Annotated in this window: 19 protein-coding genes; 7 read left to right on the top strand and 12 right to left on the bottom strand. The window is 59.8% G+C overall.

The window, feature by feature from the left end:
* Positions 1-46 precede the first annotated feature (46 nt).
* Together PspS49_RS19035 and PspS49_RS19030 are read left to right on the top strand one after the other, a co-directional pair.
* Entirely contained in the window at positions 47-2,404 is a 2,358-nt protein-coding gene (locus tag PspS49_RS19035; protein ID WP_150775911.1) for a fimbria/pilus outer membrane usher protein, read from the top strand.
* Positions 2,401-3,372: a spore coat U domain-containing protein gene (locus tag PspS49_RS19030; RefSeq protein ID WP_110719340.1), complete on the top strand. Its 972-nt coding sequence runs from the start codon at positions 2,401-2,403 to the stop codon at positions 3,370-3,372. Before PspS49_RS19035 ends, PspS49_RS19030 begins: the two co-directional genes overlap by 4 nt.
* Positions 3,373-3,495: 123 nt before the next feature.
* Here PspS49_RS19030 and PspS49_RS19025 read toward each other — a convergent pair whose 3' ends face one another.
* Together PspS49_RS19025 and PspS49_RS19020 are read right to left on the bottom strand one after the other, a co-directional pair.
* A complete protein-coding gene (locus PspS49_RS19025) occupies positions 3,496-4,251 on the bottom strand; it encodes an anti-sigma factor (RefSeq protein WP_150751122.1) in 756 nt (251 codons plus the stop codon).
* On the bottom strand, positions 4,248-4,754 hold the full coding sequence (locus PspS49_RS19020) for a sigma-70 family RNA polymerase sigma factor (RefSeq protein ID WP_160041013.1): 507 nt from the start codon (positions 4,752-4,754) through the stop codon (positions 4,248-4,250). The genes PspS49_RS19025 and PspS49_RS19020 overlap by 4 nt, the downstream gene beginning before the upstream one ends.
* A 157-nt stretch (positions 4,755-4,911) precedes the next feature.
* Here PspS49_RS19020 and PspS49_RS19015 point away from each other — a divergent pair, with 157 nt between their 5' ends.
* Both PspS49_RS19015 and PspS49_RS19010 read left to right on the top strand, forming a co-directional pair.
* On the top strand, positions 4,912-6,018 hold the full coding sequence (locus tag PspS49_RS19015) for a catalase family peroxidase (protein WP_150751121.1): 1,107 nt from the start codon (positions 4,912-4,914) through the stop codon (positions 6,016-6,018).
* On the top strand, positions 6,015-6,560 hold the full coding sequence (locus tag PspS49_RS19010; protein WP_160041011.1) for a cytochrome b/b6 domain-containing protein: 546 nt from the start codon (positions 6,015-6,017) through the stop codon (positions 6,558-6,560). The genes PspS49_RS19015 and PspS49_RS19010 overlap by 4 nt, the downstream gene beginning before the upstream one ends.
* Here PspS49_RS19010 and PspS49_RS19005 read toward each other — a convergent pair.
* The 3 genes from PspS49_RS19005 to PspS49_RS18995 all read right to left on the bottom strand — a co-directional run bounded on the left by PspS49_RS19005 (position 6,557) and on the right by PspS49_RS18995 (position 9,868).
* Entirely contained in the window at positions 6,557-7,750 is a 1,194-nt protein-coding gene (locus PspS49_RS19005) for an MFS transporter (protein WP_160041009.1), read from the bottom strand. The two genes, PspS49_RS19010 and PspS49_RS19005, sit on opposite strands and share 4 nt — an antisense overlap.
* 148 nt (positions 7,751-7,898) lie before the next feature.
* A complete protein-coding gene (locus PspS49_RS19000) occupies positions 7,899-9,050 on the bottom strand; it encodes a M14-type cytosolic carboxypeptidase (RefSeq protein ID WP_160041007.1) in 1,152 nt (383 codons plus the stop codon).
* 479 nt (positions 9,051-9,529) lie between these two features.
* Positions 9,530-9,868, bottom strand: a complete 339-nt coding sequence (locus tag PspS49_RS18995; protein WP_093434137.1) for a DUF3077 domain-containing protein — start codon at positions 9,866-9,868, stop codon at positions 9,530-9,532.
* Positions 9,869-9,998: 130 nt separating this feature from the next.
* Here PspS49_RS18995 and PspS49_RS18990 point away from each other — a divergent pair, with 130 nt between their 5' ends.
* Positions 9,999-10,658 carry a S24 family peptidase gene (locus PspS49_RS18990; RefSeq protein WP_160041005.1) on the top strand — a complete coding sequence of 220 codons (660 nt, stop codon included), beginning with the start codon at positions 9,999-10,001 and terminating at the stop codon, positions 10,656-10,658.
* 40 nt (positions 10,659-10,698) lie between these two features.
* Here PspS49_RS18990 and PspS49_RS18985 read toward each other — a convergent pair whose 3' ends face one another.
* The 4 genes from PspS49_RS18985 to PspS49_RS18970 form a co-directional block, all read right to left on the bottom strand.
* Positions 10,699-12,648 carry an acetyl/propionyl/methylcrotonyl-CoA carboxylase subunit alpha gene (locus PspS49_RS18985; protein ID WP_160041003.1) on the bottom strand — a complete coding sequence of 650 codons (1,950 nt, stop codon included), beginning with the start codon at positions 12,646-12,648 and terminating at the stop codon, positions 10,699-10,701.
* The gene (locus PspS49_RS18980; protein ID WP_127928979.1) at positions 12,648-13,463 is read right to left on the bottom strand and encodes a gamma-carboxygeranoyl-CoA hydratase; all 816 of its coding nucleotides are present in this window, start codon (positions 13,461-13,463) and stop codon (positions 12,648-12,650) included. The genes PspS49_RS18985 and PspS49_RS18980 overlap by 1 nt, the downstream gene beginning before the upstream one ends.
* A gap of 13 nt (positions 13,464-13,476) precedes the next feature.
* Positions 13,477-15,081 carry a carboxyl transferase domain-containing protein gene (locus tag PspS49_RS18975; protein WP_160041001.1) on the bottom strand — a complete coding sequence of 535 codons (1,605 nt, stop codon included), beginning with the start codon at positions 15,079-15,081 and terminating at the stop codon, positions 13,477-13,479.
* Between the two features lie 97 nt (positions 15,082-15,178).
* Positions 15,179-16,342: an isovaleryl-CoA dehydrogenase gene (locus PspS49_RS18970; RefSeq protein WP_122590347.1), complete on the bottom strand. Its 1,164-nt coding sequence runs from the start codon at positions 16,340-16,342 to the stop codon at positions 15,179-15,181.
* A 294-nt stretch (positions 16,343-16,636) separates the two neighbouring features.
* On the opposite strand from PspS49_RS18970, the gene PspS49_RS18965 reads away from it, so the two are divergent.
* The gene (locus tag PspS49_RS18965; RefSeq protein ID WP_160040999.1) at positions 16,637-18,334 is read left to right on the top strand and encodes an AMP-binding protein; all 1,698 of its coding nucleotides are present in this window, start codon (positions 16,637-16,639) and stop codon (positions 18,332-18,334) included.
* A gap of 668 nt (positions 18,335-19,002) precedes the next feature.
* On the opposite strand, the gene PspS49_RS18960 is transcribed toward PspS49_RS18965, so the two are convergent.
* The 3 genes from PspS49_RS18960 to PspS49_RS18950 form a co-directional block, all read right to left on the bottom strand.
* Positions 19,003-19,902 carry a hydroxymethylglutaryl-CoA lyase gene (locus PspS49_RS18960; protein WP_077573650.1) on the bottom strand — a complete coding sequence of 300 codons (900 nt, stop codon included), beginning with the start codon at positions 19,900-19,902 and terminating at the stop codon, positions 19,003-19,005.
* Between the two features lie 147 nt (positions 19,903-20,049).
* On the bottom strand, positions 20,050-20,448 hold the full coding sequence (locus tag PspS49_RS18955) for a MerR family DNA-binding transcriptional regulator (protein ID WP_042559912.1): 399 nt from the start codon (positions 20,446-20,448) through the stop codon (positions 20,050-20,052).
* Between the two features lie 204 nt (positions 20,449-20,652).
* On the bottom strand, positions 20,653-21,582 hold the full coding sequence (locus PspS49_RS18950) for a LysR family transcriptional regulator (RefSeq protein WP_016986544.1): 930 nt from the start codon (positions 21,580-21,582) through the stop codon (positions 20,653-20,655).
* A 157-nt stretch (positions 21,583-21,739) separates the two neighbouring features.
* On the opposite strand from PspS49_RS18950, the gene PspS49_RS18945 reads away from it, so the two are divergent.
* The gene (locus PspS49_RS18945; RefSeq protein ID WP_127928975.1) at positions 21,740-22,969 is read left to right on the top strand and encodes an acyl-CoA dehydrogenase; all 1,230 of its coding nucleotides are present in this window, start codon (positions 21,740-21,742) and stop codon (positions 22,967-22,969) included.
* Positions 22,970-22,998: the final 29 nt, after the last annotated feature.

The following is a 22,998-nucleotide window of genomic DNA, read 5'->3' as shown; positions in this document are numbered from 1 at the left end:
AAGCGGTATCAGGAGGATTCAGTCCATTGACGGACGTAAAACGTGTATGAGCCCGGGATTGGCTCGCCGTATTCAGCGTCCGTTGTGGTTCATCACCGGCGCGTGTTGCCTGATGTTCGTTCAACCATCCGGGGCCGGCGATCTGCCGCCGCCGCCCAGCGGCATGGAGGCCGTGAGTGATGCACAGTTGTTTCTGGAACTGGTGGTCAACCAGATGAATACCGGACGCGTCGTGGCAGTGCAGCAGCGCGACGGGCGCTTGTTTGTACCGGCGACGGCGTTGCGCGAAACCGGCATGAAACTGCCCGACAACCTCGCCGTCGAGGTCGATCTCGACAGCCTGCCGGGGCTGCACAGCGACTATGACAGTGTCGGTCAGCGCCTGCTGCTGGACGTGCCGCCGGACTGGCTGCCGGAACAGTTCATCGGTAATCGCCAGGCTTACCCGCGCACTCCGGCATTGAGCAGTTTCGGCGCGCTGTTCAACTATGACTTGTACCTCAACGACACCGACGATGCCGGCACTTATCTGGCGGCGTGGAACGAAGTGCGGCTGTTCGACAGTTGGGGCACGTTGTCCAATACCGGGCAATACCGGCGCACCTTGTCCGGTGATTCACTCAACACGCTGAACAATGGCTACCTGCGTTACGACACCACCTGGCGTTACTCCGATGACGAGCGAATGCTCACCTACGAGGCCGGTGACGTGATCAGCGGTGCGTTGCCGTGGAGCAGTTCGGTGCGTTTGGGCGGCGTGCAGTTCTCTCGGGATTTTGCGGTGCGCCCGGATCTGGTGACCTATCCGCTGCCGCAATTTGCCGGTGAAGCAGCAGTGCCGTCCTCGGTGGATCTGTTCATCAATGGCTACAAGTCCAGCAGCGCAGATTTACAGCCTGGGCCCTACACGCTGACCAACATTCCGTTCATCAACGGCGCGGGCGAAGCGGTGGTGGTGACCACCGATGCATTGGGCCGGCAGGTGTCGACCACGGTGCCGTTCTATGTCACCAGCACCTTGCTGCAAAAGGGCTTGAGCGATTTTTCCGTGGCCGCCGGTACGTTGCGCCGCGACTACGGCTTGAAGGATTTCAACTATGGCCCGGGTGTCACGTCCGGCAGCCTGCGTTATGGCGTCAGCGACAGTTTTACTCTGGAAAGCCATGCCGAAGCAGCCGACTCGCTGACCCTCGGTGGCCTCGGTGGCAACCTGCAACTGGGCAATTTTGGCGTGCTTAACAGTGCGTTGAGCCAGAGCCGTTTCGACGGTGAGGGCGGTCAGCAAATCAGTTTGGGCTATCAGTACAGCAACCAGCGTTTCAGTTTTTCTTATCAGCGCCTGCAACGGCATGATCAATACGCCGACCTGACCGTGGTCGACAGCCCTTATATCAGCCTGAGCCGGCGCAGCGAACAGGCGACCTTGAGCCTCAATCTCGACCGCTGGGGCAGCCTCGGCGCCGGCTATTTCGATGTGCGTGCAGCGGACGATTCACGCACGCGTCTGCTCAACCTGAGCTGGAGCAAACCGCTGTGGCGCAACAGCAGTTTCTACCTCTCGGCCAACCGCGAGATCGGCGACAGCAACTGGGCTGTGCAGGCGCAACTGGTGGTCCCGTTCGATCTGCGCGGCAGTCTGGCGATCAGCACCGAGCGCAGTAAAACCGGGCAGAGCCAGCAGCGGGTCAACTACAGTCGTGCGGTGCCGACTGAGGGTGGCGTAGGTTTCAATCTGGGTTACGCCAAGGGTGATGGCGCCGATTATCGTCAGGCTGACGTGACCTGGCGCCTGCAGTCGGTGCAATTGCAGGCCGGGGTCTATGGCACTTCCGACGCCGAAACCCGTTGGGCCGACGCCAGTGGTTCGCTGGTGTGGATGGATCGCCAGGTGTTCGCCGCCAACCGCATCGACGATGCGTTTGTGGTGGTCAGCACCGAGGGTTTCGCCGACATTCCGGTGCGCTACGAAAACCAGCAGGTCGGTCAGACCGACAAGAACGGTCATTTGCTGGTGCCGTGGAGCAGCGCGTATTACCGCGGCAAGTATGAAATCGATCCACTGAATCTGCCGGCCAACGTGCGCAGCCCCAACGTCGAACAGCGCATTGCCGTGCGCCGAGGCAGCGGTTATCTGCTGGAGTTTCCGCTGAGCCGGGTGATCGCCGCGAGCATCGTGCTGGTCGATGCGCAGCAGCGCGAGCTGCCGCTGGGCGCGGGCGTGCTGCATGAGCAGAGCGGCACGCGGACGGTGGTCGGTTGGGATGGGCTGGTTTATCTGGAGAACCTGCAGGCGCAGAATTCGCTGCTGGTCACGCTGGGCGACGGCAAGACCTGTCGGGCACAGTTCAGCGTCGACCTGAATCAGGATCAGGTGCCATTGCTCGGGCCGTTGGTGTGTCAATGATGTTCAGGCGATGGCTATTGATGCTGGCGCTGATGCTGCCGGGGGCGGTGCAGGCCGCGTGCTCGGTGGTCAGCACCACACCGGCGGCGTTCGGTACGCTCAGTTCGATTGCCGTGCGCACGACTTCGCAGCCCAGTTCCACACTGAATGCGGGTTTGAGTTGCACCGGTTCGCTGCTGTCCTTGCTGACCAGTAACGACCACTTCTGGGGCACTGTGTCTTCGACTCAAGGGGGGCTGGTCGGGCCGACCGGCGATGTCATCAGCTACACGATCTACGCCAACAACAGCACCAGTTACCCGCTGACCCGCGGCACGGCCTATGACTTTGCGCGCAACGGCATCATCGATGCCCTTGGCCTGCTCAATGGTACGACGCCGAAAACGGTGCCGCTCTACCTCGGTACAACCATTGGCAGCAACGTTGCCGCCGGGGTGTATACCGAGACGCTGAGCATTTTCTGGAACTGGAATTACTGCTCTGGGATCGGCATTGGCGCTATCTGTCTCGGGCGCGATATCGCCAACGGCACGACTTCGCTGACGGTGAATCTGACGGTGTCCAATGACTGCACGATTACTGCGCCGAACATCGCGTTCGGCAGCGCGCCGGTGGTCAGCGCGTTCACGCCGGTGACCGGACAGACCATCAATCTGGCCTGCACCAAGGGCAGTGCTTATACAGTGGGATTGAGCGACGGGCAGAATGCGGTGAGTGTCGGCGGCCGGCGACGGATGATTTCCGGGAGCAATTATCTGGCCTACGACATTTTCAAAAGCGCCGGCACTACGCGCTGGGGCAGTGTCGGCGCGGCGCGGCGGGCGAGTACCGATGCCGAGGTCAATCCGGGTAACGGGTTGGGCACGGGCAGCCAGATCTTCAACTACAACGCGAAGATCTACACCGACCAGACCACGCCACCGGCGGGCACTTATCTGGATAATGTGGTGCTCGACGTAGGTTTCTGAGCCTGACGCTGAACCCTTGTGGGAGCGAGCCTGCTCGCGAATGGGGATGTCAGTCGACAACAGTGTTGCTGATCCACCGCATTCGCGAGCAGGCTCGCTCCCACATTGGAGTCCTCACTGGATTCAGAATTGCAGTGATTGCTTGAGCTGTTGCGCCGCCGGCGTATCAACCGGGCTGACCATCGCATAGTTGTACCCGTCGCCCGACCAGTACTGCGCCTGCAAGTCTCCGTCACTGCGGCTGCCACGGGGCAAAAAGGTGTTCTTTGGCCCCGGCGGGCGCACGTAGAAACTCACCTTATGCCCGCTGCCATCCTCATACATGACCATCGCCGCCGGGCCTTCGTCAGTGCTGAGCAAGCGTCCGCTGACCGGTTCGAACCCGGCCGCCTTCAGGTCCGGTAAACGACTGGCCCGGTTGAAATAACGATCGAGCCAGCGTTGCATGTCGCCGTCATTGTCGACCTTGTAATCGGCCGGCAGCATCCCTTGCTGGGCGATCAGGCGATAGGCTTGCAAGGCGTCGGTCATCGGTAACATGGATGGGCGCACGAGAGTCATTTCGCGAGCCTGCCAGCCACTGAAGCCTCCGATGCTCACTGCGATCAGCAACACCGCGGCGCTGGCCAGATGACGCCGTGACTGACGCTGGCGGCGCTGACGGATCATGGCAGGGTCAAGGGCCGGATTGGCCGGTTGCTGCAACGCACCGCTGAGTGCCGCGCGCAATTGTTGGGCATCCTGTTGCCAGGCGCGAACCTGCGCCGCTTCGTCCGGATGGTTGGCCAGCCAGGTCTCCAGCACGCGCCGGTCGGTGTCGCTGAGTTGGTGGTCGACGTAGGCGTGCAAGTCACGCTCGTTGGGAGGCAGGCTGATCATTTGAGTATCCGCAAAGAAGGGCTGCTGATTTCGCCGTCGCTGAGCTGGCGCAAGGCCTGGCGGGCGCGGGACAGGCGCGACATCACGGTGCCGATCGGGGCGTCGAGAATCGCGGCGACCTCTTTATAGGAAAGGCCTTCCACCGAGACCATCAGCAGCAGGGCGCGCTGTTCGGTGGGCAAGCGGTCGAAGGCTTGCAGGGTCGATTGGGCGATCACGGTGCGTTCCACCGAGGGTTCGGCATCGTCGCGTCCGGTGAAGAACTCGAGCATCCGCGCGTAGCGTCGCGAGCGGCGATGGGCATCGAGAAACTGCCGATAGAGGATCGCAAACAGCCAGGCACGCAAGTCACCTTCAGCGCGTTTGTCGCCCCAACTCGACAGCGCCCGCTCAAGGCACGCCTGCACCAGATCGTCGGCGCTGCTGCTGTTGCGTGTCAGTGACACGGCAAAGCGGCGCAATCTGGGAATGATTTCTCTCAACTGTTCGTCGAATTCGCTCATGAAATTCTGCTAGTCACTACGCTGTGGACTAGGGAGACGTCCGTCGTTGGAGGTTATTCCACGTTCGGAAAAATAAATACCGAGGCGGGGAATAAATCCACACGAGGTGCGTCTTGCTGATTCTTCCTACTTGTGGCCGATGGCCCTGGAGTCTTTCATGGTTGATCGTTCATCACCCGATTCTGCACCGCCCGGCGGCCCACAGCGCCCGCCACTGAGTGCGGCGAGCCTGGTTCTGCGTCTGGGCGGCATTGCCGTGGTAGTCGCTGCAGTGGCCGGGGCGTTTGCCTACGTTCACGGTAACTTCGACCCACAACGCCTGACGCCAAAAGCGCTGGTCGATGTGCTGGAGAAGAACAACGGCGTACACCCCGGGTTTCGCCGTAACCATGCCAAAGGCGTGTGCGTGATCGGGCATTTCGAGAGCAGCGGCGAGGCGCGGGTGTTTTCCACTGCGCAAGTGTTCAACGAGCCGCAGACTCCGGTGGTTGGGCGATTCGCGCTGCCGGCGGGCAATCCGTATGCACCGGACAGCAGCGTGCCGATTCGCAGTCTGGCGCTGCGGTTCACCCAGGCCAACGGGCAGCAGTGGCGCACCGGGATGAACAGCATGCCGGTGTTCCCGGTCGGTACGCCTGAGGCGTTTTATCAATTGCAGCAGGCACAGTCGCCGGACCCGGCCACGGGTAAACCTGATCCGAGCAAGGTCCCGGCCTTCTTTGCCTCGCACCCGGAAGCCGTGCCGTTTCTGACCTGGGTGAAAACCGCCAAGCCGTCGGCCAGTTATGCCACCGAAACTTACAACAGCGTCAACGCGTTTTATCTGGTCGACGCCAGCGGTAAAAAGCAGGCCGTACGCTGGAGCATGACACCGTTGGCACGGGACGCTGCGGGCGCCACTGCGCCTGAGGGTGGCGATTTTCTCGAGAAGGATCTGGTGCAACGTTTGGCCTCAGCGCCGCTGCGCTTTCAGTTGAACATCACCTTGGCCAATCCTGAGGATCCGGTGAACGACGCCAGCAAGACCTGGCCGGCCGGGCGCAAAGTGTTGAACGCGGGCACGCTGGTGCTGGAAAAGACCCAGCCGCAACTGAGCGGCGAATGCCGTGATATCAACTACGACCCGCTGGTGTTGCCGGCCGGGATTCAAGGTTCCGACGACCCGTTGCTCGCGGCCCGTTCCGCCGGTTACGCCAATTCCTACCTGCGTCGCACCAGCGAAGTCAGTCAGTTGCCCGCCGCTAAACAGGAGGCTCGTCCATGAGAACTCAACCGACGCATTTCGCCCTGTTGGCGCGACTGCTGCATTGGCTGATGGCGCTGATGATCATTGCCATGTTGTTTATCGGTGCAGGTATGGTCACCTCGGTGTCCGAGCGGCATGAATGGCTGATCCATCTGCACAAACCGCTGGGCATCGCGATTCTGGCGTTGGTGATTTTGCGTTTGCTGGTGCGGCTCACCACGCGCCAGCCACCGTTGCCCGCGGATCTGCCAGGCTGGCAAGTGCTGGCGGCCAAGGCTTCACATCTGTTGTTGTACGCGTTGATGCTGGTGTTGCCGTTGCTGGGCTGGGCGATGATCAGCGCCTCGGGTGAGCCGGTCATGCTCAGCACAACGTTGCAGTTGCCATCGATCGTCCCGGCCGATGCGCAGTTGTTCGCGTTTTTGCGCAAGGCTCACGGGTATCTGGCCTATCTGTTGTTCCTGACGGTGCTGCTGCATCTGGCGGCGGCGTTGTTCCATGGCTGGGTGCGCCGTGACGAAGTGCTCGACAGCATGTTGCGTGGTCGCGATCGCAGTTAACTCATCGGAGTGGCGCATCGTGCCGGTGCGCCGCTTTTCAGGGTCAACCACCAGTAAGCCAGCGCCACGGCGTTGATGCCGGCGCCGAGCAGGCACACGCCGATCCAGCCGGCCCACGCGTACATCGCGGTCGAACCGATGGAGCCGAGTGCGCTGCCGATCGAGTAGAACAGCATGTAACCGGCAGTGAGGCGGCTTTGTGCTTCGGGGCGCACACTGTAGATCATGCTCTGGCTGGTGACGTGCACGGCTTGCAGAGCCAAATCGAGGGTGATCACACCCAGCAGTAATGCCCACAACGAGGATTGGGTGAGGGCGATCGGCAGCCAGGAGGCGAGCATCAGTAACAGCGAAAGTCCGCTGACCCATTGGCCGAGGCCGCGATCAGCCAAGTGTCCGGCCCGTGCGGCGGCCAGCGCACCTGCTGCGCCGGCCAGACCGAACAGACCGATTTCACTGTGCGACAGGGACAGTGGCGGCGCGGCCAGTGGCAACACCATCGGCGTCCACAGCACCATCGCGCTGGCGAAGGTCAGCAGGGCGAGGAATGCGCGTTGGCGCAGTACCGGTTCTTCTTTGAACAGACTGAATACCGAGGCGATCAGTGCGATGTAGCCAGTCGCCGGTTGTGGAGATTCGCGCTTGGGCAGGACGCGAAACAGCAGCAACGCCATCAACAGTGTCAGCCCTGCTGACAGAAAGTAGATTGCACGCCAGCCGGCCAGATCGGCCATGCCGCCGGCGACCGTGCGTGCCAGCAAGATGCCGACGACGATACCGCTGGTGACCACACCGACCACGCGCCCGCGTTGTGTAGGGATCGCCAGTGTGGCGGCGTAAGCCACCAGCACCTGCGTCACCACGGCGAGCAGCCCCGTCAACGTCATGCCGAGCAGCAGCCAGACACTGCTGGGCGCCAGCGCGATCATCAACAACGCCGCTGCCGACAGCAGGGTTTGAGTGACGATCAATCGGCGTCGATTGAGCAGATCGCCGAGGGGCACCAGTAACACCAGGCCGATGCCGTAACCGATTTGCGTCAGGGTGATGACGATGCCGATAGTCGCCGGCGACATCGCAAACGCTTCAGCCATGGCGTCCAGCAATGGCTGGGCGTAATACACGTTGCCCACGGCCAGACCGCAGGCCACAGAGAAAAGCAAAACGGCGCTGCTGTTGAGAGGTTTCATATCCCGCATCCTTTTAGGTTTCAAAATAAAACCTTGATCACGGTATTGATTCAGGTTTTATTTTGCAACCTGTTTGCACGAAAGTACGAATGGCAGAAAGCAAAAGATCGCAGACAAGCTGCGATCTTTTGAGGGACGGAGGAGGGGATCAGCGCAAGGTATCAACCATGTCGGCGATGGTGGTCAGCACGTCTTTGCCCAGTTGTTTCGAGCGTTTGCCCGACCAGCCGGTTACCTTGTCGGGATGGTCGTCGTGATCCTTGAACGGCATTTCCAGGGTCAGTGACAGGCAGTCGTATTTCTGTCCGACGCTGTTGCACGCCAGGGTCATGTTGGCCTGGCCCGGTTCGTCGCGGGTGTAGCCGTACTTGGTCTGGAAGTCTTTGGTGGTGTGTTTCAGGTGGCTGCGGAAATGCTCTTCGAGCTTTTCGATGCGCGGTGTGTAACCCGGATTGCCTTCACAACCGGCGGTGAATACGTGGGGGATTTCTTCGTCGCCATGTACGTCGAGGAACAGATCGACGCCGTACTTTTCCATTTGCTGTTGTACGAAAAGTACCTCGGGGCTGATGTCCTGACTGGCGTTCTGCCAGGCGCGGTTCAAGTCCTGGCCCATCGCATTGGTGCGCAGGTGACCGTGGAAGGCACCGTCGGGATTCATGTTCGGCACCAGGTACAAATCAGCGCTGGCCAGCAGTTTGTTCAGCACAGGATCGTCGTGTCTTTCCAGACGTTCGATGACGCCTTCCATGAACCATTCAGCCATGTGTTCGCCGGGATGCTGTTGAGCAATGATCCAGATTTTGCGCTGACCTTCGGCGCCGGTGCCTTTGCGCAGCAGTTGAATATCGCGACCTTCGACGCTCTTGCCGGTGGCCAGCAGTTCGGTGCCGGCCTTGCTCAGGGCCTGATCGATCAGCCAGTCGTGACGGCCACGGCTGTAGGGTTCGAAATACGCAAACCATGCATGGGTTTGCTCCGCCTCAAGGCAAAAACGCAGGCTGTCACCTTCAAAACTGGTTGGAATGCGGAACCAGTTGACGTGGTCGTAGGAGGCGACTGCCTGATAGCCGGTCCAGGCTTTGTTATAGGAGGACTGGCTGGCGTTGACCAGGCGAAACCAGTGTTCCTGATGAACATGCAGGCCGCTGGCCTTGAAGTGGAACCACTGAAAATGGGCGCTGCGGGTATCCGGGCGAATGGCCAGAACCGGATTGAGCGGATTGCTGATGTCGATGACTTGGATGTTGCCGCTGTCGAAGTTGGCACTGATGTCGAACGAGGATTTGGCCACGGTCATAATCGATTCCTGAATATGATTTTTATGGCCGTTACTTTACACGCAGGCAGGTCTGAAACCGAGGGGAATTGCGGGGTGTGGCGGGGGGCGTCCTCCATGACGCGGATGCAGCTTAGAGACTGTGCGATTGATTCTCAAGTGCTAATTGTCATTAGTTTGCCCCAATGTGGCCGGGCTCGGCTTGCCAAGCGATATTCTTTTGATATTATCCGCGCCATCGAATTCGCAACACCTAAAGACTTCATTAGCCTGAAGACACAAGCCCGAAAAACGGGCAAAAAAAGACCCGGCAAAAAGCCGGGTCAAAAACCGTGATTAGCCTGATGAGGAGATAGTCCAGAAGACCGACCTAAGGTCTCTGGTCCATCGACTGATCTCGCGACCAGCTGCATGCAATAATAATCATTATCATTTGCAAGTCAAATGTTTTTATCTGCGCGATTGGAAAATTCTTTCCTGTCCGTCCGCTGTCCCGTTGCTCAAGCTTCATCGCCATCGAGCGAATGGTCGACCATTGCCCGCGCCATATCCACCATGTGCACCACTGAAAACGCCAGATCGCGACTCGCGCCTTGCAGGTTTTCGGCTGCCTTGAACGCCGTGGCTGCGGCACAGCGCAACAGATCCGAGGCGTGCACCAGGGCTTCTTCGCCGCTCAGATGGCGCCTGACATCGAAAAAACGTTCGTCGACCTCGGGTTCTGACACAGCTGGTTTCAAGTAATAGTCCAACGCTCGCTGCGCCGCTGCATTGCCCTGAGGCGAGGTGAAGGTGGTGTCCATTTGCAGATCGGGCAAGTCTTTGCTGCTGATATTCATGATGAAGAGGCACTCCTTGGTCGATTGAAAATCCGTGTCTTCAGAATAGTACTTTGTGTAGTTGTGACCAGAATTTAAATACTACAATATGTGTTTTGCTGGCCGAAGGCGTCGACGTAAGGTGCTGCACATGGATAAATGGATTGAGTTGGTCAAGGCCAAGATGAGTGAACTCAAAATCACTCAAACAGAGCTCGGAGAGCGCGTCGGCATGTCCCAGGGCGGGATCGGCCATTGGCCGAACAAGCGTCGCGAACCCGGCATCACGCAAATGAATCGCGTGCTGCAAGCGCTGGGCATGGATTTTCTGGAAGTGGTGCTGGTGATCCGGGAACCGCAAATAACACCTGACGACGACATGCCGCTGGCGCAGAAGTACAACCCGTATTTCCGTTACCCGGTCAGCGATTGGCAGACGACGTGCGAGGTGCGCGAGAGCGACGCCACGTCCTACGCCAAGCCTTCAGGCAAACAGCGCTTCGAACTGACGGATTACCACGCGCGTGGTCCGGCGTTCTGGTTGACGGTGACGGGGGATTCAATGACCGCCCCCAGTGGCCAGAGCATTGCCGAAGGCATGCTGATTCTGGTTGATCCGGCGGCCGAGGCGGTGCCCGGCAAACTGGTAATCGCACAATGGCCCGACAGCCCTGAAGCGATCTTCCGCAAGCTCGACGAAGAGGGCGGCCAGCGTTACCTGGTACCGCTCAATCCGACGTGGCCAAAGGCGCTGCTGACCGATGAGTGTCGAATCATCGGCGTTGTGGTTCAGGCAACGGCGCGTTACTAGTCAGATCGATCCTCGCCAGGCGTAGGATCGATCCTCATATTCACACTGCTTCCAGTTCAACCAAAGCGCTGCCTTCGCCGACCATTTCACCTTCCTGGCAATACAGCGCTTTGATCACCCCGGCATGCGGCGCACGGATGCTGTGTTCCATCTTCATCGCTTCCAGCACCACCAGTTGCGCACCGGCCTCTACCGATTGCCCAGCCTCGACCAGCACACGGACAATGCTGCCGTTCATTGGCGCGGTCAGTCCGCCCTGATGGCTGTGGCTGGCTTCGACGGCACTGATCGGGTCGTACGTCTCGATGCGCCGCAACTCGCCTTCCCATTGCAGATAGAGCGCATCGCCCTGGCGAATGGCGCGCAACGTACGACGGACGCCGTCGTGCTCGACGATGAGTGTTTCACCCGACAGTCTGGCGTGATCAGCGGCATTCAGCGTCAAGGCGCGATCCTGGCCCTCGCAACTCAAATGCAGGGTGATTTCCAGTGGCAGACCTGCACGTAAACCACTATTGAATGACCACGGCGAAGCAGGGTCATCCTGACGCACAAGCTGGGGCAGGCTTTGCGCCACCGCTTGAGCCGCCGCTTTCCAGAATTCATCGCTCAACGTGCCGGGAGCAGGCAGCAATTGCTCCTGATAGCGCGGAATAAATCCGGTATCCAGCTCCGCCGCCGCGAACGCCGGATGGGCGATGATCCGCCGCAAAAAGTTGATGTTGGTCTTCAATCCGCCAATCGCGAATTCGTCGAGCATGCTCAACAGACGCAGGCGCGCCTGCTCACGATCCTCGCCCCAGGCAATCAGTTTGCCGAGCATCGGGTCGTAGAACGGCGAAATTTCATCGCCTTCTTCAACCCCGCTATCGACCCGGCGCCCAGGCCCTTCAGCCGATTCGCGATACAACGCCAGACGCCCGGTCGCCGGCAGGAAGTCATTCGCAGGGTCTTCAGCGTACAAGCGCACTTCAATCGCATGACCGTTCAACGGCACCTGCGCCTGGGTGATCGGCAGCGCTTCACCACGGGCTACGCGGATCTGCCACGCGACCAGGTCCAGACCGGTGATGGCCTCGGTCACTGGATGCTCTACTTGCAGGCGCGTATTCATCTCCATAAAGAAGAACTCACCGCGCGCATCCAGCAAAAATTCCACAGTACCGGCGCCGACATATCCGATCGCCTGCGCCGAGCGCACAGCCGCCTCGCCCATCGCCCGACGCAGTTCCGGGGACAAGCCCGGGGCCGGAGCTTCTTCGACGACTTTCTGATGGCGCCGTTGAATCGAGCAATCACGCTCGTTGAGGTACAGGCAGTTGCCATGTTGATCGGCGAACACCTGGATTTCCACGTGACGCGGCTTGAGCAGATATTTTTCCACCAGCATCCGCGAATCGCCAAACGATGACTGCGCTTCACGCTGTGCCGAGGCGAGGGCTTCGGCGAGTTGGCTGACGTCCTCGACCACTTTCATGCCTTTGCCGCCACCGCCGGCCGTGGCCTTGAGCAGCACCGGATAACCGATACGCTCGCAAGCATCGCGGAAGGTCTCGAGATCCTGCGCTTCACCGTGATAACCCGGCACCAGTGGCACGCCAGCGGTTTCCATCAGCGCTTTGGCGGCGGATTTGCTGCCCATGGCATCGATGGCCGAAGCGGGCGGGCCGAGGAAAATCAAACCGGCCGCTTCGATAGCTCGGGCGAAACCGGCGTTTTCCGAGAGAAACCCGTAACCCGGATGAATCGCCTGCGCGCCGCTGGCCTTGGCCGCCGCGATCAGTTTGTCGATTTGCAGATAACTGTCGGCGGCTTTGCTGCCACCGAGATCGACGCGAATGTCGGCTTCACGGCTGTGCCGCGCTTCACGGTCGGTGGCGCTGTGCACGGCGACCGCGGTCAGGCCCAGCGCTTTGGCGGTGCGCATTACGCGACAGGCAATTTCGCCACGGTTGGCCACCAGCAGGGTGGTGAGAACAGGTGCGCTCATCAACGCGGCTCCTTGGTGGTGGTTGCGGCTTGCCAGCTCGGCGGACGTTTTTGCAGAAAAGCGCGCAGACCTTCCTGGCCTTCGGGGCTGACGCGGATACGGGCGATGGCGTTTTCGGTATAACGGCGCAGTGCCGGGGTCAGCGCGCCGTTGCCGACTTCACGCAGCAAATCCTTGCTGGCACGCATCGCGGCGGGGCTGTTGAGCAGCAGGTTGTTGATCCACTGTTCGACTTGTTGTTCCAGTTCAGCGGCTGGATAGCTGTCGGACAACAAGCCGATTTCCCGAGCGCGTTGGCCGCCGAAACGTTCGGCGGTCAGCGCATAGCGCCGCGCAGCACGTTCGCCGATGGCCTGCACCACGAACGGGCTGATTACCGCAGGGGCCAGACCAATGCGCACTTCCGACAGGCAGAATTGCGCATCATCGGCGCCAATCGCCATGTCGCAGCAACTGATCAACCCCAGTGCACCACCGAACGCCGCGCCTTGGACCACGGCGACTGTGGGAATTTTCAGCTTGGCGAGGTTGTACATCAGCTCCGCGAGTTCGCGGGCGTCGTCGAGGTTGGTGTGGTAATCGAGCTCGGCCGATTGCTGCATCCACGCCAGATCGGCGCCGGCGCTGAAATGCTTGCCACGGCCACGCACCAGCAAGAAACGCAGGCTGGCGTCGCTGGCGACTTTGTCGAGGGCAAGGATCAACTCGCGGATCATTTCGGCGTTGAACGCGTTGTTCTTTTCGGCGCGGTTAAGCCACAGCGTCGCGAAACCCCGTGGGTCGGTTTGCAGTTCGAGTGTATTGAAGTCGCTCATGAGATTCTCCCGATCACATCCGGAACACGCCGAAGCGGCTCGGTTCGATTGGCGCGTTCAACGACGCGGACAAGGCCAGGGCCAGCACATCGCGGGTCTGCGCCGGGTCGATGACGCCGTCGTCCCACAGCCGTGCGCTGGAATAGTAGGGGTGACCCTGCTCTTCGTACTGGTCGAGAATCGGTTGCTTGATCTCGGCCTCCTGCTCGGCGCTGAAGGCCTGACCACTGCGTTCAGCCTGTTCGCGTTTGACCTGCACCAACACGCCCGCTGCCTGCTCGGCGCCCATCACGCCGATCCGCGCGTTCGGCCACATCCACAGGAAGCGTGGATCGTAAGCGCGCCCGCACATGCCGTAGTTGCCGGCGCCAAAGCTGCCGCCGATGATCACGGTGAATTTCGGCACTTTTGCGCAAGCAACGGCGGTTACCAGTTTTGCGCCGTGCTTGGCGATGCCGCCGGCCTCGTATTTCTGGCCGACCATGAAACCGGTGATGTTCTGCAAAAACAGCAGCGGAATGCCGCGCTGGCAAGCCAGTTCGATGAAGTGCGCGCCTTTCTGCGCGGCTTCGGCGAAGAGGATGCCGTTGTTGGCCAGAATCGCGATCGGGTAACCGTGCAGATGCGCGAAACCGCAGACCAGCGTGGTGCCGAACAGCGCTTTGAATTCATCGAACACCGAACCGTCGACCAGTCGCGCAATCACTTCGCGCACGTCGAACGGTTGCTTCGCATCAGCCGAAACCACACCGTACAACTCGTCGCTAGCGTACAGCGGCGCAATCGGTGCGCGCTGTTGCACTTCGCCGAGCTTGCGCCAGTTGAGATTGGCAATGCTGCGGCGGGCGAGGGCGAGGGCATGTTCGTCGCTCTCGGCGTAGTGGTCGGCGACCCCGGAAATTTTGCAGTGCACATCGGCGCCGCCCAGATCCTCGGCGCTGACCACTTCACCGGTCGCGGCCTTCACCAGCGGCGGCCCGGCGAGGAAAATCGTCGCCTGATTGCGCACCATGATCGCTTCGTCAGCCATCGCCGGCACATAGGCGCCGCCAGCAGTGCAGGAGCCCATGACCACAGCGATTTGCGGAATGCCCATCGCGCTCATGTTGGCCTGGTTGAAGAAGATCCGCCCGAAGTGCTCGCGGTCCGGGAACACTTCGTCCTGACGCGGCAGGTTGGCGCCACCGGAGTCCACCAGATAGATGCACGGCAGGCGATTCTGCTGCGCGATGGTCTGCGCGCGCAGGTGTTTTTTCACGGTCAGCGGGTAGTACGAACCGCCCTTAACCGTTGCGTCGTTGGCGACGATCATGCACTCGACGCCTTCGACACGACCGATCCCGGCGATCACACCAGCGGCGGGTACGTCTTCGCCGTAAACCGCGTGGGCGGCCAATTGACTGATTTCCAGAAACGGCGAACCCGGATCAAGCAAGCGGTTGATGCGCTCCCGCGGCAGCAATTTGCCGCGCGAGGTGTGGCGCTCCTGAGCTTTCGCGCCGCCGCCTTGCGCCACTTGGGCGAGCAGGGTGTGCAGCGCGTCGACCTGTTTGAGCATCGCCGCGCTGTTGGCGGCGAATTCCGCCGAACGAGGATTGAGCTGAGTGTGCAGAATCATGGCTTACTCCGTAAGCAGCTACGAGGTGCAAGCTTGGAGCGGCAAGTTAAAGCGGTTCTCTTAAAGGTTGAAACTTGCGGCTCGCAGCTGACGAAATTCATTTCGTTTCGTTGAAGAGTTCGCGACCGATCAGCATGCGCCGGATCTCACTGGTGCCGGCGCCGATTTCGTACAGCTTGGCGTCGCGCAGCAGACGACCCGCCGGGAATTCGTTGATGTAACCGTTACCGCCGAGAATCTGGATCGCGTCGAGGGCCATTTGTGTGGCGCGTTCGGCGGTGTAGAGGATCACGCCGGCGGCGTCCTTACGGGTGGTTTCGCCGCGCTCGCAGGCCTGGGCGACTGCATAGAGGTAGGCGCGGCTGGCGTTGAGTTGGGTGTACATGTCGGCGACTTTGCCCTGGATCAGCTGGAATTCGCCGATGCTCTGGCCGAACTGTTTGCGATCGTGGATGTACGGCACGATCAGATCCATGCACGACTGCATGATCCCTGTCGGGCCGCCGGAGAGAACCACACGCTCATAATCGAGGCCGCTCATCAGCACTTTCACGCCGCCGTTGAGGACGCCGAGGATGTTTTCTTCCGGCACTTCGACGTCATCGAAGAACAGCTCGCAGGTGTTGGAGCCGCGCATGCCGAGCTTGTCGAATTTGTTGCTGCGGCTGAAGCCTTTCCAGTCGCGCTCGACGATGAAGGCGGTGATGCCGTGCGGGCCTTTTTCCAGGTCGGTCTTGGCGTAGATCACGTAAGTGTTGGCGTCAGGGCCGTTGGTGATCCAGGTTTTGCTGCCGTTGAGGACGAAGCGGTCGCCGCGTTTGTCGGCGCGCAGTTTCATCGAGACCACGTCGGAGCCGGCGTTTGGCTCGCTCATCGCCAGCGCGCCGACGTGTTCGCCGCTGATCAGTTTCGGCAGGTATTTGGTTTTTTGTTCATGGTTGCCGTTGCGGTTGATCTGGTTGACGCAGAGGTTGGAGTGCGCACCGTAGGACAGCGCTACAGAGGCCGAACCGCGGCTGATTTCCTCCATCGCCACCACGTGTGCCAGGTAACCCAGCCCAGCGCCGCCGTACTCTTCCGGCACAGTGATACCGAGCAGGCCCATGTCACCGAACTTGCGCCACATGTCGGCGGGGAACAGGTTGTCGCTGTCGATCTGCGCCGCGCGCGGGGCGATCTCCTTGGCGACAAAGGACTGAACCTGATCGCGCAGCATGTCGATGGTTTCACCGAGGGCGAAGTTCAGGGATGGATAGCTCATGGGTCACCTTTTGGCTTTTTTGTAGGGTGGGGAGGGCGGTCACTCGGCTCTCACCTTTACGTTAACGTAAGCCTGTGACGGATGGCTGTCAATCACCCTTTACGTTAACGTCAACTTGAGCGAGAGTAGGGGCAGTTCAAGATTGAAAGCTGATTGGTTTTTTTAGGAGTGAGCCTGCTCGCGATCGCGTTGTGTCAGTCGACGTAAATGTTGACTGATGGATCGAGATCGCGAGCAGGCTCACTCCTACAAGTGATCGTCGGCAACCCATAAATAAAGACAATAGGGGTCGTCATGGATCAACCCAGTGCAAACCCGCAGCGCAGCTACACCCGTGGTTCTCAGGACAAAGCCTTGCTGGCGATGACCATCGGGCAAAAGTTCGATCAGACTGTTGCGCAATACCCGGACGGTGAAGCGCTGGTGGTGCGCCATCAGCAGTTGCGCTACTCATGGCGGCAACTGGCCGATGCGGTAGACCTGCATGCCAGAGCGTTGCTCGCTTTGGGTTTGCAGGCCGGTGACCGCCTCGGTATCTGGGCACCGAATTGCGCGCAATGGTGCATCAGCCAATTCGCTACGGCGAAAATCGGCGTGATCCTGGTCAACATCAACCCGGCCTATCGCAGTTCCGAACTCGAATACGTGCTCAAGCAATCCGGCTGCCAATGGCTGGTCTGCGCCGGGGCATTCAAGTCCTCGAACTACCACGGCATGTTGCAAGGCCTGGTGCCGGAACTGGCCGAACAATCCATCGGCCAATTGCGCAGCGAGCGGTTGCCAGAGTTGCGCGGGGTGATCAGCCTCGACGCGCAGCCACCGTCAGGTTTCCTGTCGTGGTCGCAATTGTCCGACATGGCAACCAGTGTCTCTGAAGAACAACTACAAGAACGCAGTGACAGCCTGCACTTCGATCAAGCGGTCAACATTCAGTACACCTCCGGCACCACCGGTTTCCCCAAGGGCGCGACCCTCAGTCACTACAACATCCTCAACAACGGTTACATGGTCGGCGAAAGCATCGGCCTGACCCCGCGCGATCGCCTGGTGATCCCGGTGCCGCTGTATCACTGCTTCGGCATGGTCATGGGCAACCTCGGCTGCATCACCCACGGCAGCACGATGATTTACCCCAACGATGCCTTCGACCCGTTGCTGACCCTGCAAACCGTCGCCGAAGAAAAGGCCACCGGCCTCTACGGCGTACCGACCATGTTCATCGCCATGCTCGACCAGCCGCAACGCGGCGAATTCGATCTGTCGAGCCTGCGCACCGGGATCATGGCCGGCGCGACCTGCCCGATCGAAGTGATGCGCCGGGTCATCAGCGAGATGCACATGAGCGAAGTGCAGATTGCGTATGGCATGACCGAAACCAGCCCGGTGTCGCTGCAAACCGGGCCGAACGATGAACTGGAGCTGCGCGTGACCACCGTCGGCCGCACCCAGCCACAACTGGAAAGCAAGATCATCGACGAGGTCGGCAACCTCGTGTCGCGCGGCACCATCGGCGAACTCTGCACCCGTGGTTACAGCGTGATGCTCGGCTACTGGAACAATCCGCAGGCCACCGCCGAAGCCATCGATGAGGCGGGCTGGATGCACACCGGAGACATGGCGAGCATGAACGAGGAGGGTTACGTCAACATCGCCGGGCGTAACAAGGACATGATCATCCGTGGTGGCGAGAACGTTTATCCGCGTGAGCTGGAAGAGTTTTTCTTCACCCATCCGGCGGTGGCGGACGTGCAGGTGATCGGCATTCCGTGCTCGCGTTACGGCGAGGAGATTGTTGCCTGGATCAAGTTCCACCCCGGCCACAGCGCTTCCGAACTGGAACTGCAAACCTGGTGCAAGGAGCGCATCGCGCACTTCAAGACGCCACGGCACTTCAAGTTCGTTGAAGAGTTTCCGATGACGGTCACGGGCAAGATTCAGAAATTCCGCATGCGGGAAATAAGCATCGAAGAGCTACGCGAAAAGCACGCCTGACGAGGATTCAATGTGGGAGCGAGCCTGCTCGCGAATGCAGTGTGTCATTCAGGGCAGATGTGTCTGATACAACGCTTTCGCGAGCAGGCTCGCTCCCACAGGGGATACGCAGTGAAAACACAAATCACAGAAAGCACAAAGGGGAGCCGAAGCTCCCCTTTAATTTTGTCGTCGCGTGCTCTTTTTTATTATTGAGGGTCGGTCTGTTGTTGTTTTTGGCAACCGTTGCCCTTTACCGCTGTTTTTGGCGACCCCCATCCGGGGTCAAGAGCAAACGTATTTTTTTGAGCGCTGATCTGCTTTCTCGTTAAACGATCCAACCGATTCGGGAGCTACCTGAAGGTAGTTTTATTGTTCTCTGCCCGGTTGCGGGTCACTCCTGAGAGCACCCTGAAAAGCACACCTTCTCCAAAAAAATCTGTTAGCTGCGTCTCTGCCGTGTTGTTTTTGTTATGTCAGAGTCGGTACGTCTTATTTTTATTGGTTTGCTGCTTTTTATTCTTGTTATGCCATAGAGATAGCAGAAGCCGTGCCAACTTTTAAAAATCCTTATAAATCAATGATTTGAGAATTTCAGCAAATTTTCACTCCAGCGAAACCAGACAATTTGTTTCCGTGTTACTCGCTTGAGCCCCACATTCCAGACTCAGCGGTAACACCTTTCCCCTTCACTGTGCGCTACGAGCCTTGGCCACGCGCGAACCGCTCGGGCGGCCGAGCACCGCGCTGATCTGCTGACCCGCGGCAATCAAGGCGTCCAGGTCGATTCCGGTCTTGATACCCAAGCCATTGAGCAGGTACACCACGTCTTCGGTGGCAACGTTACCGCTCGCGCCTTTGGCGTACGGGCAGCCGCCGAGGCCCGCGATAGAGCTGTCGAATACCGAAATGCCTTCGAGCAGGCTGGCGTAGATGTTGGCCATGGCCTGACCGTAGGTGTCGTGGAAATGCCCGGCCAGTTTTTCTCGTGGCACTTGCGCTGAAACCACTTCAAACAAGCGGCGAGTCGCGCCAGCAGTGCCAGTGCCTATGGTGTCGCCCAGTGAAACTTCGTAGCAGCCCATTGCATACAACTCGCGCGCGACCATCGCCACTTGTTCCGGCGCGACCGTGCCTTCATATGGGCAACCGAGCACGCAGGACACGTAACCGCGCACGGTAACGCCGTGCTGCTGCGCGGCTTCCATGATCGGCGCAAACCGCGCCAGGCTTTCGCTGATCGAGCAGTTGATGTTGCGTTGCGAGAAGGCTTCGGAGGCCGCGGCGAACACCGCGACTTCCTTGACCCCGGCAGCTATGGCGTCTTCGAAGCCGCGCAGGTTCGGCGCCAGTGCACCGTAGGTCACGCCGGGTTTGCGCTGGATCTGCGCGAACACCTCGGCAGAACCGGCCATCTGCGGTACCCATTTGGGCGAAACGAAACTGCCGACTTCTATATAGCCGAGGCCGGCGGCGCTGAGAGCATCGACCAGTTGCACCTTGTCGGCGACGCTGATCGGTTGGGCTTCGTTCTGCAGGCCATCGCGCGGGCCGACTTCGATCAGGCGTACTTGGGAGGGGAGGGACATGGCGGTTGACCTGCTCTTTTGAATTCGTGGAGAACCCCTGTAGGAGTGAGCCTGCTCGCGATAGCGCAGTGTCAGTCAGCATTTATTTCGACTGACACACGGCTATCGCGAGCAGGCTCACTCCTACAAGGGGATTTGTGTTGTTGGCTAAATGGCCTGCTGGCTCTTGAGCGTCTGCTCCAGCGCCTGCACGCAGCGCTCTTCGGCGGTATCGAGTTCCAGCTTCATCTGTTCGATATCCAGCAACTGCTGCTCAAGCTGCTCGCGGCGCTCGCTGATTTTCGCCAGCATGCTGTTGAGCTGTTTGGTGTTACCGCTGGAGGGGTCGTAAAGCTCGATCAGTTCGCGGCATTCGGCCAGCGAAAAACCGATGCGCTTGCCGCGCAGGATCAGCTTCAGGCTGACTTTGTCGCGCGGCGAATAGATGCGTTCCTGGCCGCGGCGCTCAGGACTGAGCAGGCCTTGCTCTTCATAAAAGCGGATCGCCCGGGTGGTGATGTCCAGCTCGCGGGCGAGGTCGGAGATGCTGTAAGTCTGGCTGCTCATGGAAGCGCTCGGAAAAAGGTCTTGGCGCTAAGCTAATGGCAGGTTGACGTTTACGTCAAGCGGGATGATTTTTGTTGTATTTGATGGCCCCTTCGCGAGCAGGCTCGCTCCCACAGTGGATCTGTGTTGAATACGGATTTGTGTTCGACCGAGAACCTGTGGGAGCGAGCCTGCTCGCGAAGAACGAAGACGCGGTAAAAAGCCCTACACCTTATCGAGCTTCTTCTCCTGCGCCGTCACCTGCTGGCACAACTCGATCATCTGCTCACGCATCCAGCGATTCGCCGGGTCCTGGTCAGTACTCTCATGCCAATACAGATGCGTCTCCACCGGCGGCACATCATTGACCGGCAGATTAAACGCCTGCAGTTCATGCCGACGGGCAAAGCGCTCCGGCACGGTCATGACCATGTCGGTCTGCTGCATCACTTGCGAGGCCATCAAATAATGCTGCGAACGCAGGGCGATCTTGCGCTGAATGCCCATTTTGCCCAGCGCCAGATCAACATAACCCAAACCACTGCGGCGGCTGGAAATGTGGATATGGGTCAGCGACAGATAGTCATCCAGCGATAGCTTTTCTTTGCCCGCCATCGGATGTCCCTTGCGCATCGCGCAGACGTAACGGTCTTCCATCAGCTTGACGTGGCGCACCTGCGGGTCGGTGTTAAGCGGCGCATCGACGGCAAAATCCAGACGCCCGGCGGCCAGTTCCTTGGTGGTTTCCCGGCGTTTGGACAGAAAACTTTCGATGATCACCGTCGGCGCCAGACGGCGCAGGCGCTGGAACAGCGGAGGCAGAATCACCGCCTCGGTGAGGTCGGTCATGCTGATGCGGTAAGTCTTGACTGCTTGTGCCGGGTTGAAAATGCGGCTTTCCTGAACCGACACGCGCAGCAGCGACAGGGCGTTGCGCACCGGGCCGATGATGTTCTGCGCCATCGGCGTCGGCACCATGCCCTGCGCGGTGCGCACGAACAGCGGATCGTTAAAGGTCTCGCGCAACCGTGCCAATGCGTTGGATACCGCCGGCTGAGTGATGCCGACAATCTGCCCGGCGCGGGTCAGGTTGGCTTCGGTGTAGATCGCGTCGAAGACGATGAAAAGGTTGAGGTCGACCTTGCTCAGATTCATAACGCGGCTTCTCTTGTTTTTAAGGGCTGGCGATCACTGGATCATATATCGGTGATGAATGTTTATACACGCCGAGAATAGGCTAGGTAAATTATCAGCGCTGTTCTAGCATCGATTGCATGACTTAAACAACCTCTGCCCAAGAAGGTAATTGATCATGGATTTCGCTTATTCGCCCAAGGTGCAAGAACTGCGTGAGCGCGTGACCGCGTTCATGGACACTTACGTTTACCCGGCCGAGGCCGTGTTCGAGCGCCAGGTCTCCGAAGGCGATCGCTGGCAGCCGACGGCGATCATGGAAGAGCTCAAAGCCAAGGCCAAGGCCGAAGGCCTGTGGAATCTGTTTCTGCCGGAATCGGAGCTCGGTGCCGGTCTGACCAACCTCGAATACGCGCCACTGGCGGAAATCATGGGCCGCTCGCTGCTCGGGCCGGAGCCGTTCAACTGCTCGGCGCCAGACACCGGCAACATGGAAGTGCTGGTGCGCTACGCCAACGAAGAACAGAAACAACGCTGGCTCGAACCGTTGCTACGAGGCGAGATCCGCTCGGCGTTCGCCATGACCGAACCGGATGTGGCTTCCTCCGACGCTACCAACATGGCGGCCCGCGCCGTGCGTGATGGCGACGAGTGGGTGATCAACGGCAAAAAATGGTGGACCTCCGGCGCCTGCGATCCGCGCTGCAAGATCCTGATCTTCATGGGCCTGAGCAACCCCGATGCACCACGCCACGCCCAGCACTCGATGATCCTCGTGCCGGTCGACACTCCCGGCGTGAAGATCGTCCGTCCGTTGCCGGTATTCGGTTACGACGACGCGCCACACGGCCACGCCGAGGTGCTCTTCGACAATGTGCGCGTGCCGTACGAAAACGTTCTGCTCGGTGAAGGCCGCGGTTTCGAAATCGCTCAGGGTCGTCTTGGCCCAGGCCGGATTCACCACTGCATGCGCTCAATCGGCATGGCTGAACGTGCATTGGAATTGATGTGCAAACGCGCGGTGAGCCGCACTGCCTTCGGCAAACCGCTGGCGCGTCTGGGCGGTAACGTCGACAAGATCGCCGACTCGCGGATGGAAATCGACATGGCACGTCTGCTGACGTTGAAAGCCGCGTACATGATGGACACCGTCGGCAATAAAGTGGCGAAGAGCGAAATTGCGCAGATCAAAGTCGTCGCACCGAACGTCGCATTGCGGGTGATCGACCGGGCGATCCAGATGCATGGTGGAGCCGGTGTGTCGAACGATTTCCCGCTGGCCTACATGTACGCCATGCAACGTACTTTGCGCCTGGCCGACGGCCCGGACGAAGTGCACCGCGCGGCGATCGGCAAGTTTGAAATCGGCAAGTATGTGCCAAAGGAGATGCTGCGTAGCGAACGCTGATCCACCTGATCGTTCCCACGCTCTGCGTG

The organism is Pseudomonas sp. S49, from assembly GCF_009866785.1.
Lineage (GTDB): Bacteria > Pseudomonadota > Gammaproteobacteria > Pseudomonadales > Pseudomonadaceae > Aquipseudomonas.
The sequence above is the reverse complement of the archived record's forward strand: the minus strand, read 5'-3'. Positions and strand labels throughout refer to the sequence as shown.

Bases quoted from the DNA above. Each gene is read 5' to 3' on its own strand.
- PspS49_RS19035 (WP_150775911.1), top strand. From the start codon at position 47: ATGAGCCCGGGATTGGCTCGCCGTATTCAGCGTCCGTTGTGGTTCATC.
- PspS49_RS19030 (WP_110719340.1), top strand. From the start codon at position 2,401: ATGATGTTCAGGCGATGGCTATTGATGCTGGCGCTGATGCTGCCGGGG.
- PspS49_RS19025 (WP_150751122.1), bottom strand. From the start codon at position 4,251: ATGATCAGCCTGCCTCCCAACGAGCGTGACTTGCACGCCTACGTCGAC.
- PspS49_RS19020 (WP_160041013.1), bottom strand. From the start codon at position 4,754: ATGAGCGAATTCGACGAACAGTTGAGAGAAATCATTCCCAGATTGCGC.
- PspS49_RS19015 (WP_150751121.1), top strand. From the start codon at position 4,912: ATGGTTGATCGTTCATCACCCGATTCTGCACCGCCCGGCGGCCCACAG.
- PspS49_RS19010 (WP_160041011.1), top strand. From the start codon at position 6,015: ATGAGAACTCAACCGACGCATTTCGCCCTGTTGGCGCGACTGCTGCAT.
- PspS49_RS19005 (WP_160041009.1), bottom strand. From the start codon at position 7,750: ATGAAACCTCTCAACAGCAGCGCCGTTTTGCTTTTCTCTGTGGCCTGC.
- PspS49_RS19000 (WP_160041007.1), bottom strand. From the start codon at position 9,050: ATGACCGTGGCCAAATCCTCGTTCGACATCAGTGCCAACTTCGACAGC.
- PspS49_RS18995 (WP_093434137.1), bottom strand. From the start codon at position 9,868: ATGAATATCAGCAGCAAAGACTTGCCCGATCTGCAAATGGACACCACC.
- PspS49_RS18990 (WP_160041005.1), top strand. From the start codon at position 9,999: ATGGATAAATGGATTGAGTTGGTCAAGGCCAAGATGAGTGAACTCAAA.
- PspS49_RS18985 (WP_160041003.1), bottom strand. From the start codon at position 12,648: ATGAGCGCACCTGTTCTCACCACCCTGCTGGTGGCCAACCGTGGCGAA.
- PspS49_RS18980 (WP_127928979.1), bottom strand. From the start codon at position 13,463: ATGAGCGACTTCAATACACTCGAACTGCAAACCGACCCACGGGGTTTC.
- PspS49_RS18975 (WP_160041001.1), bottom strand. From the start codon at position 15,081: ATGATTCTGCACACTCAGCTCAATCCTCGTTCGGCGGAATTCGCCGCC.
- PspS49_RS18970 (WP_122590347.1), bottom strand. From the start codon at position 16,342: ATGAGCTATCCATCCCTGAACTTCGCCCTCGGTGAAACCATCGACATG.
- PspS49_RS18965 (WP_160040999.1), top strand. From the start codon at position 16,637: ATGGATCAACCCAGTGCAAACCCGCAGCGCAGCTACACCCGTGGTTCT.
- PspS49_RS18960 (WP_077573650.1), bottom strand. From the start codon at position 19,902: ATGTCCCTCCCCTCCCAAGTACGCCTGATCGAAGTCGGCCCGCGCGAT.
- PspS49_RS18955 (WP_042559912.1), bottom strand. From the start codon at position 20,448: ATGAGCAGCCAGACTTACAGCATCTCCGACCTCGCCCGCGAGCTGGAC.
- PspS49_RS18950 (WP_016986544.1), bottom strand. From the start codon at position 21,582: ATGAATCTGAGCAAGGTCGACCTCAACCTTTTCATCGTCTTCGACGCG.
- PspS49_RS18945 (WP_127928975.1), top strand. From the start codon at position 21,740: ATGGATTTCGCTTATTCGCCCAAGGTGCAAGAACTGCGTGAGCGCGTG.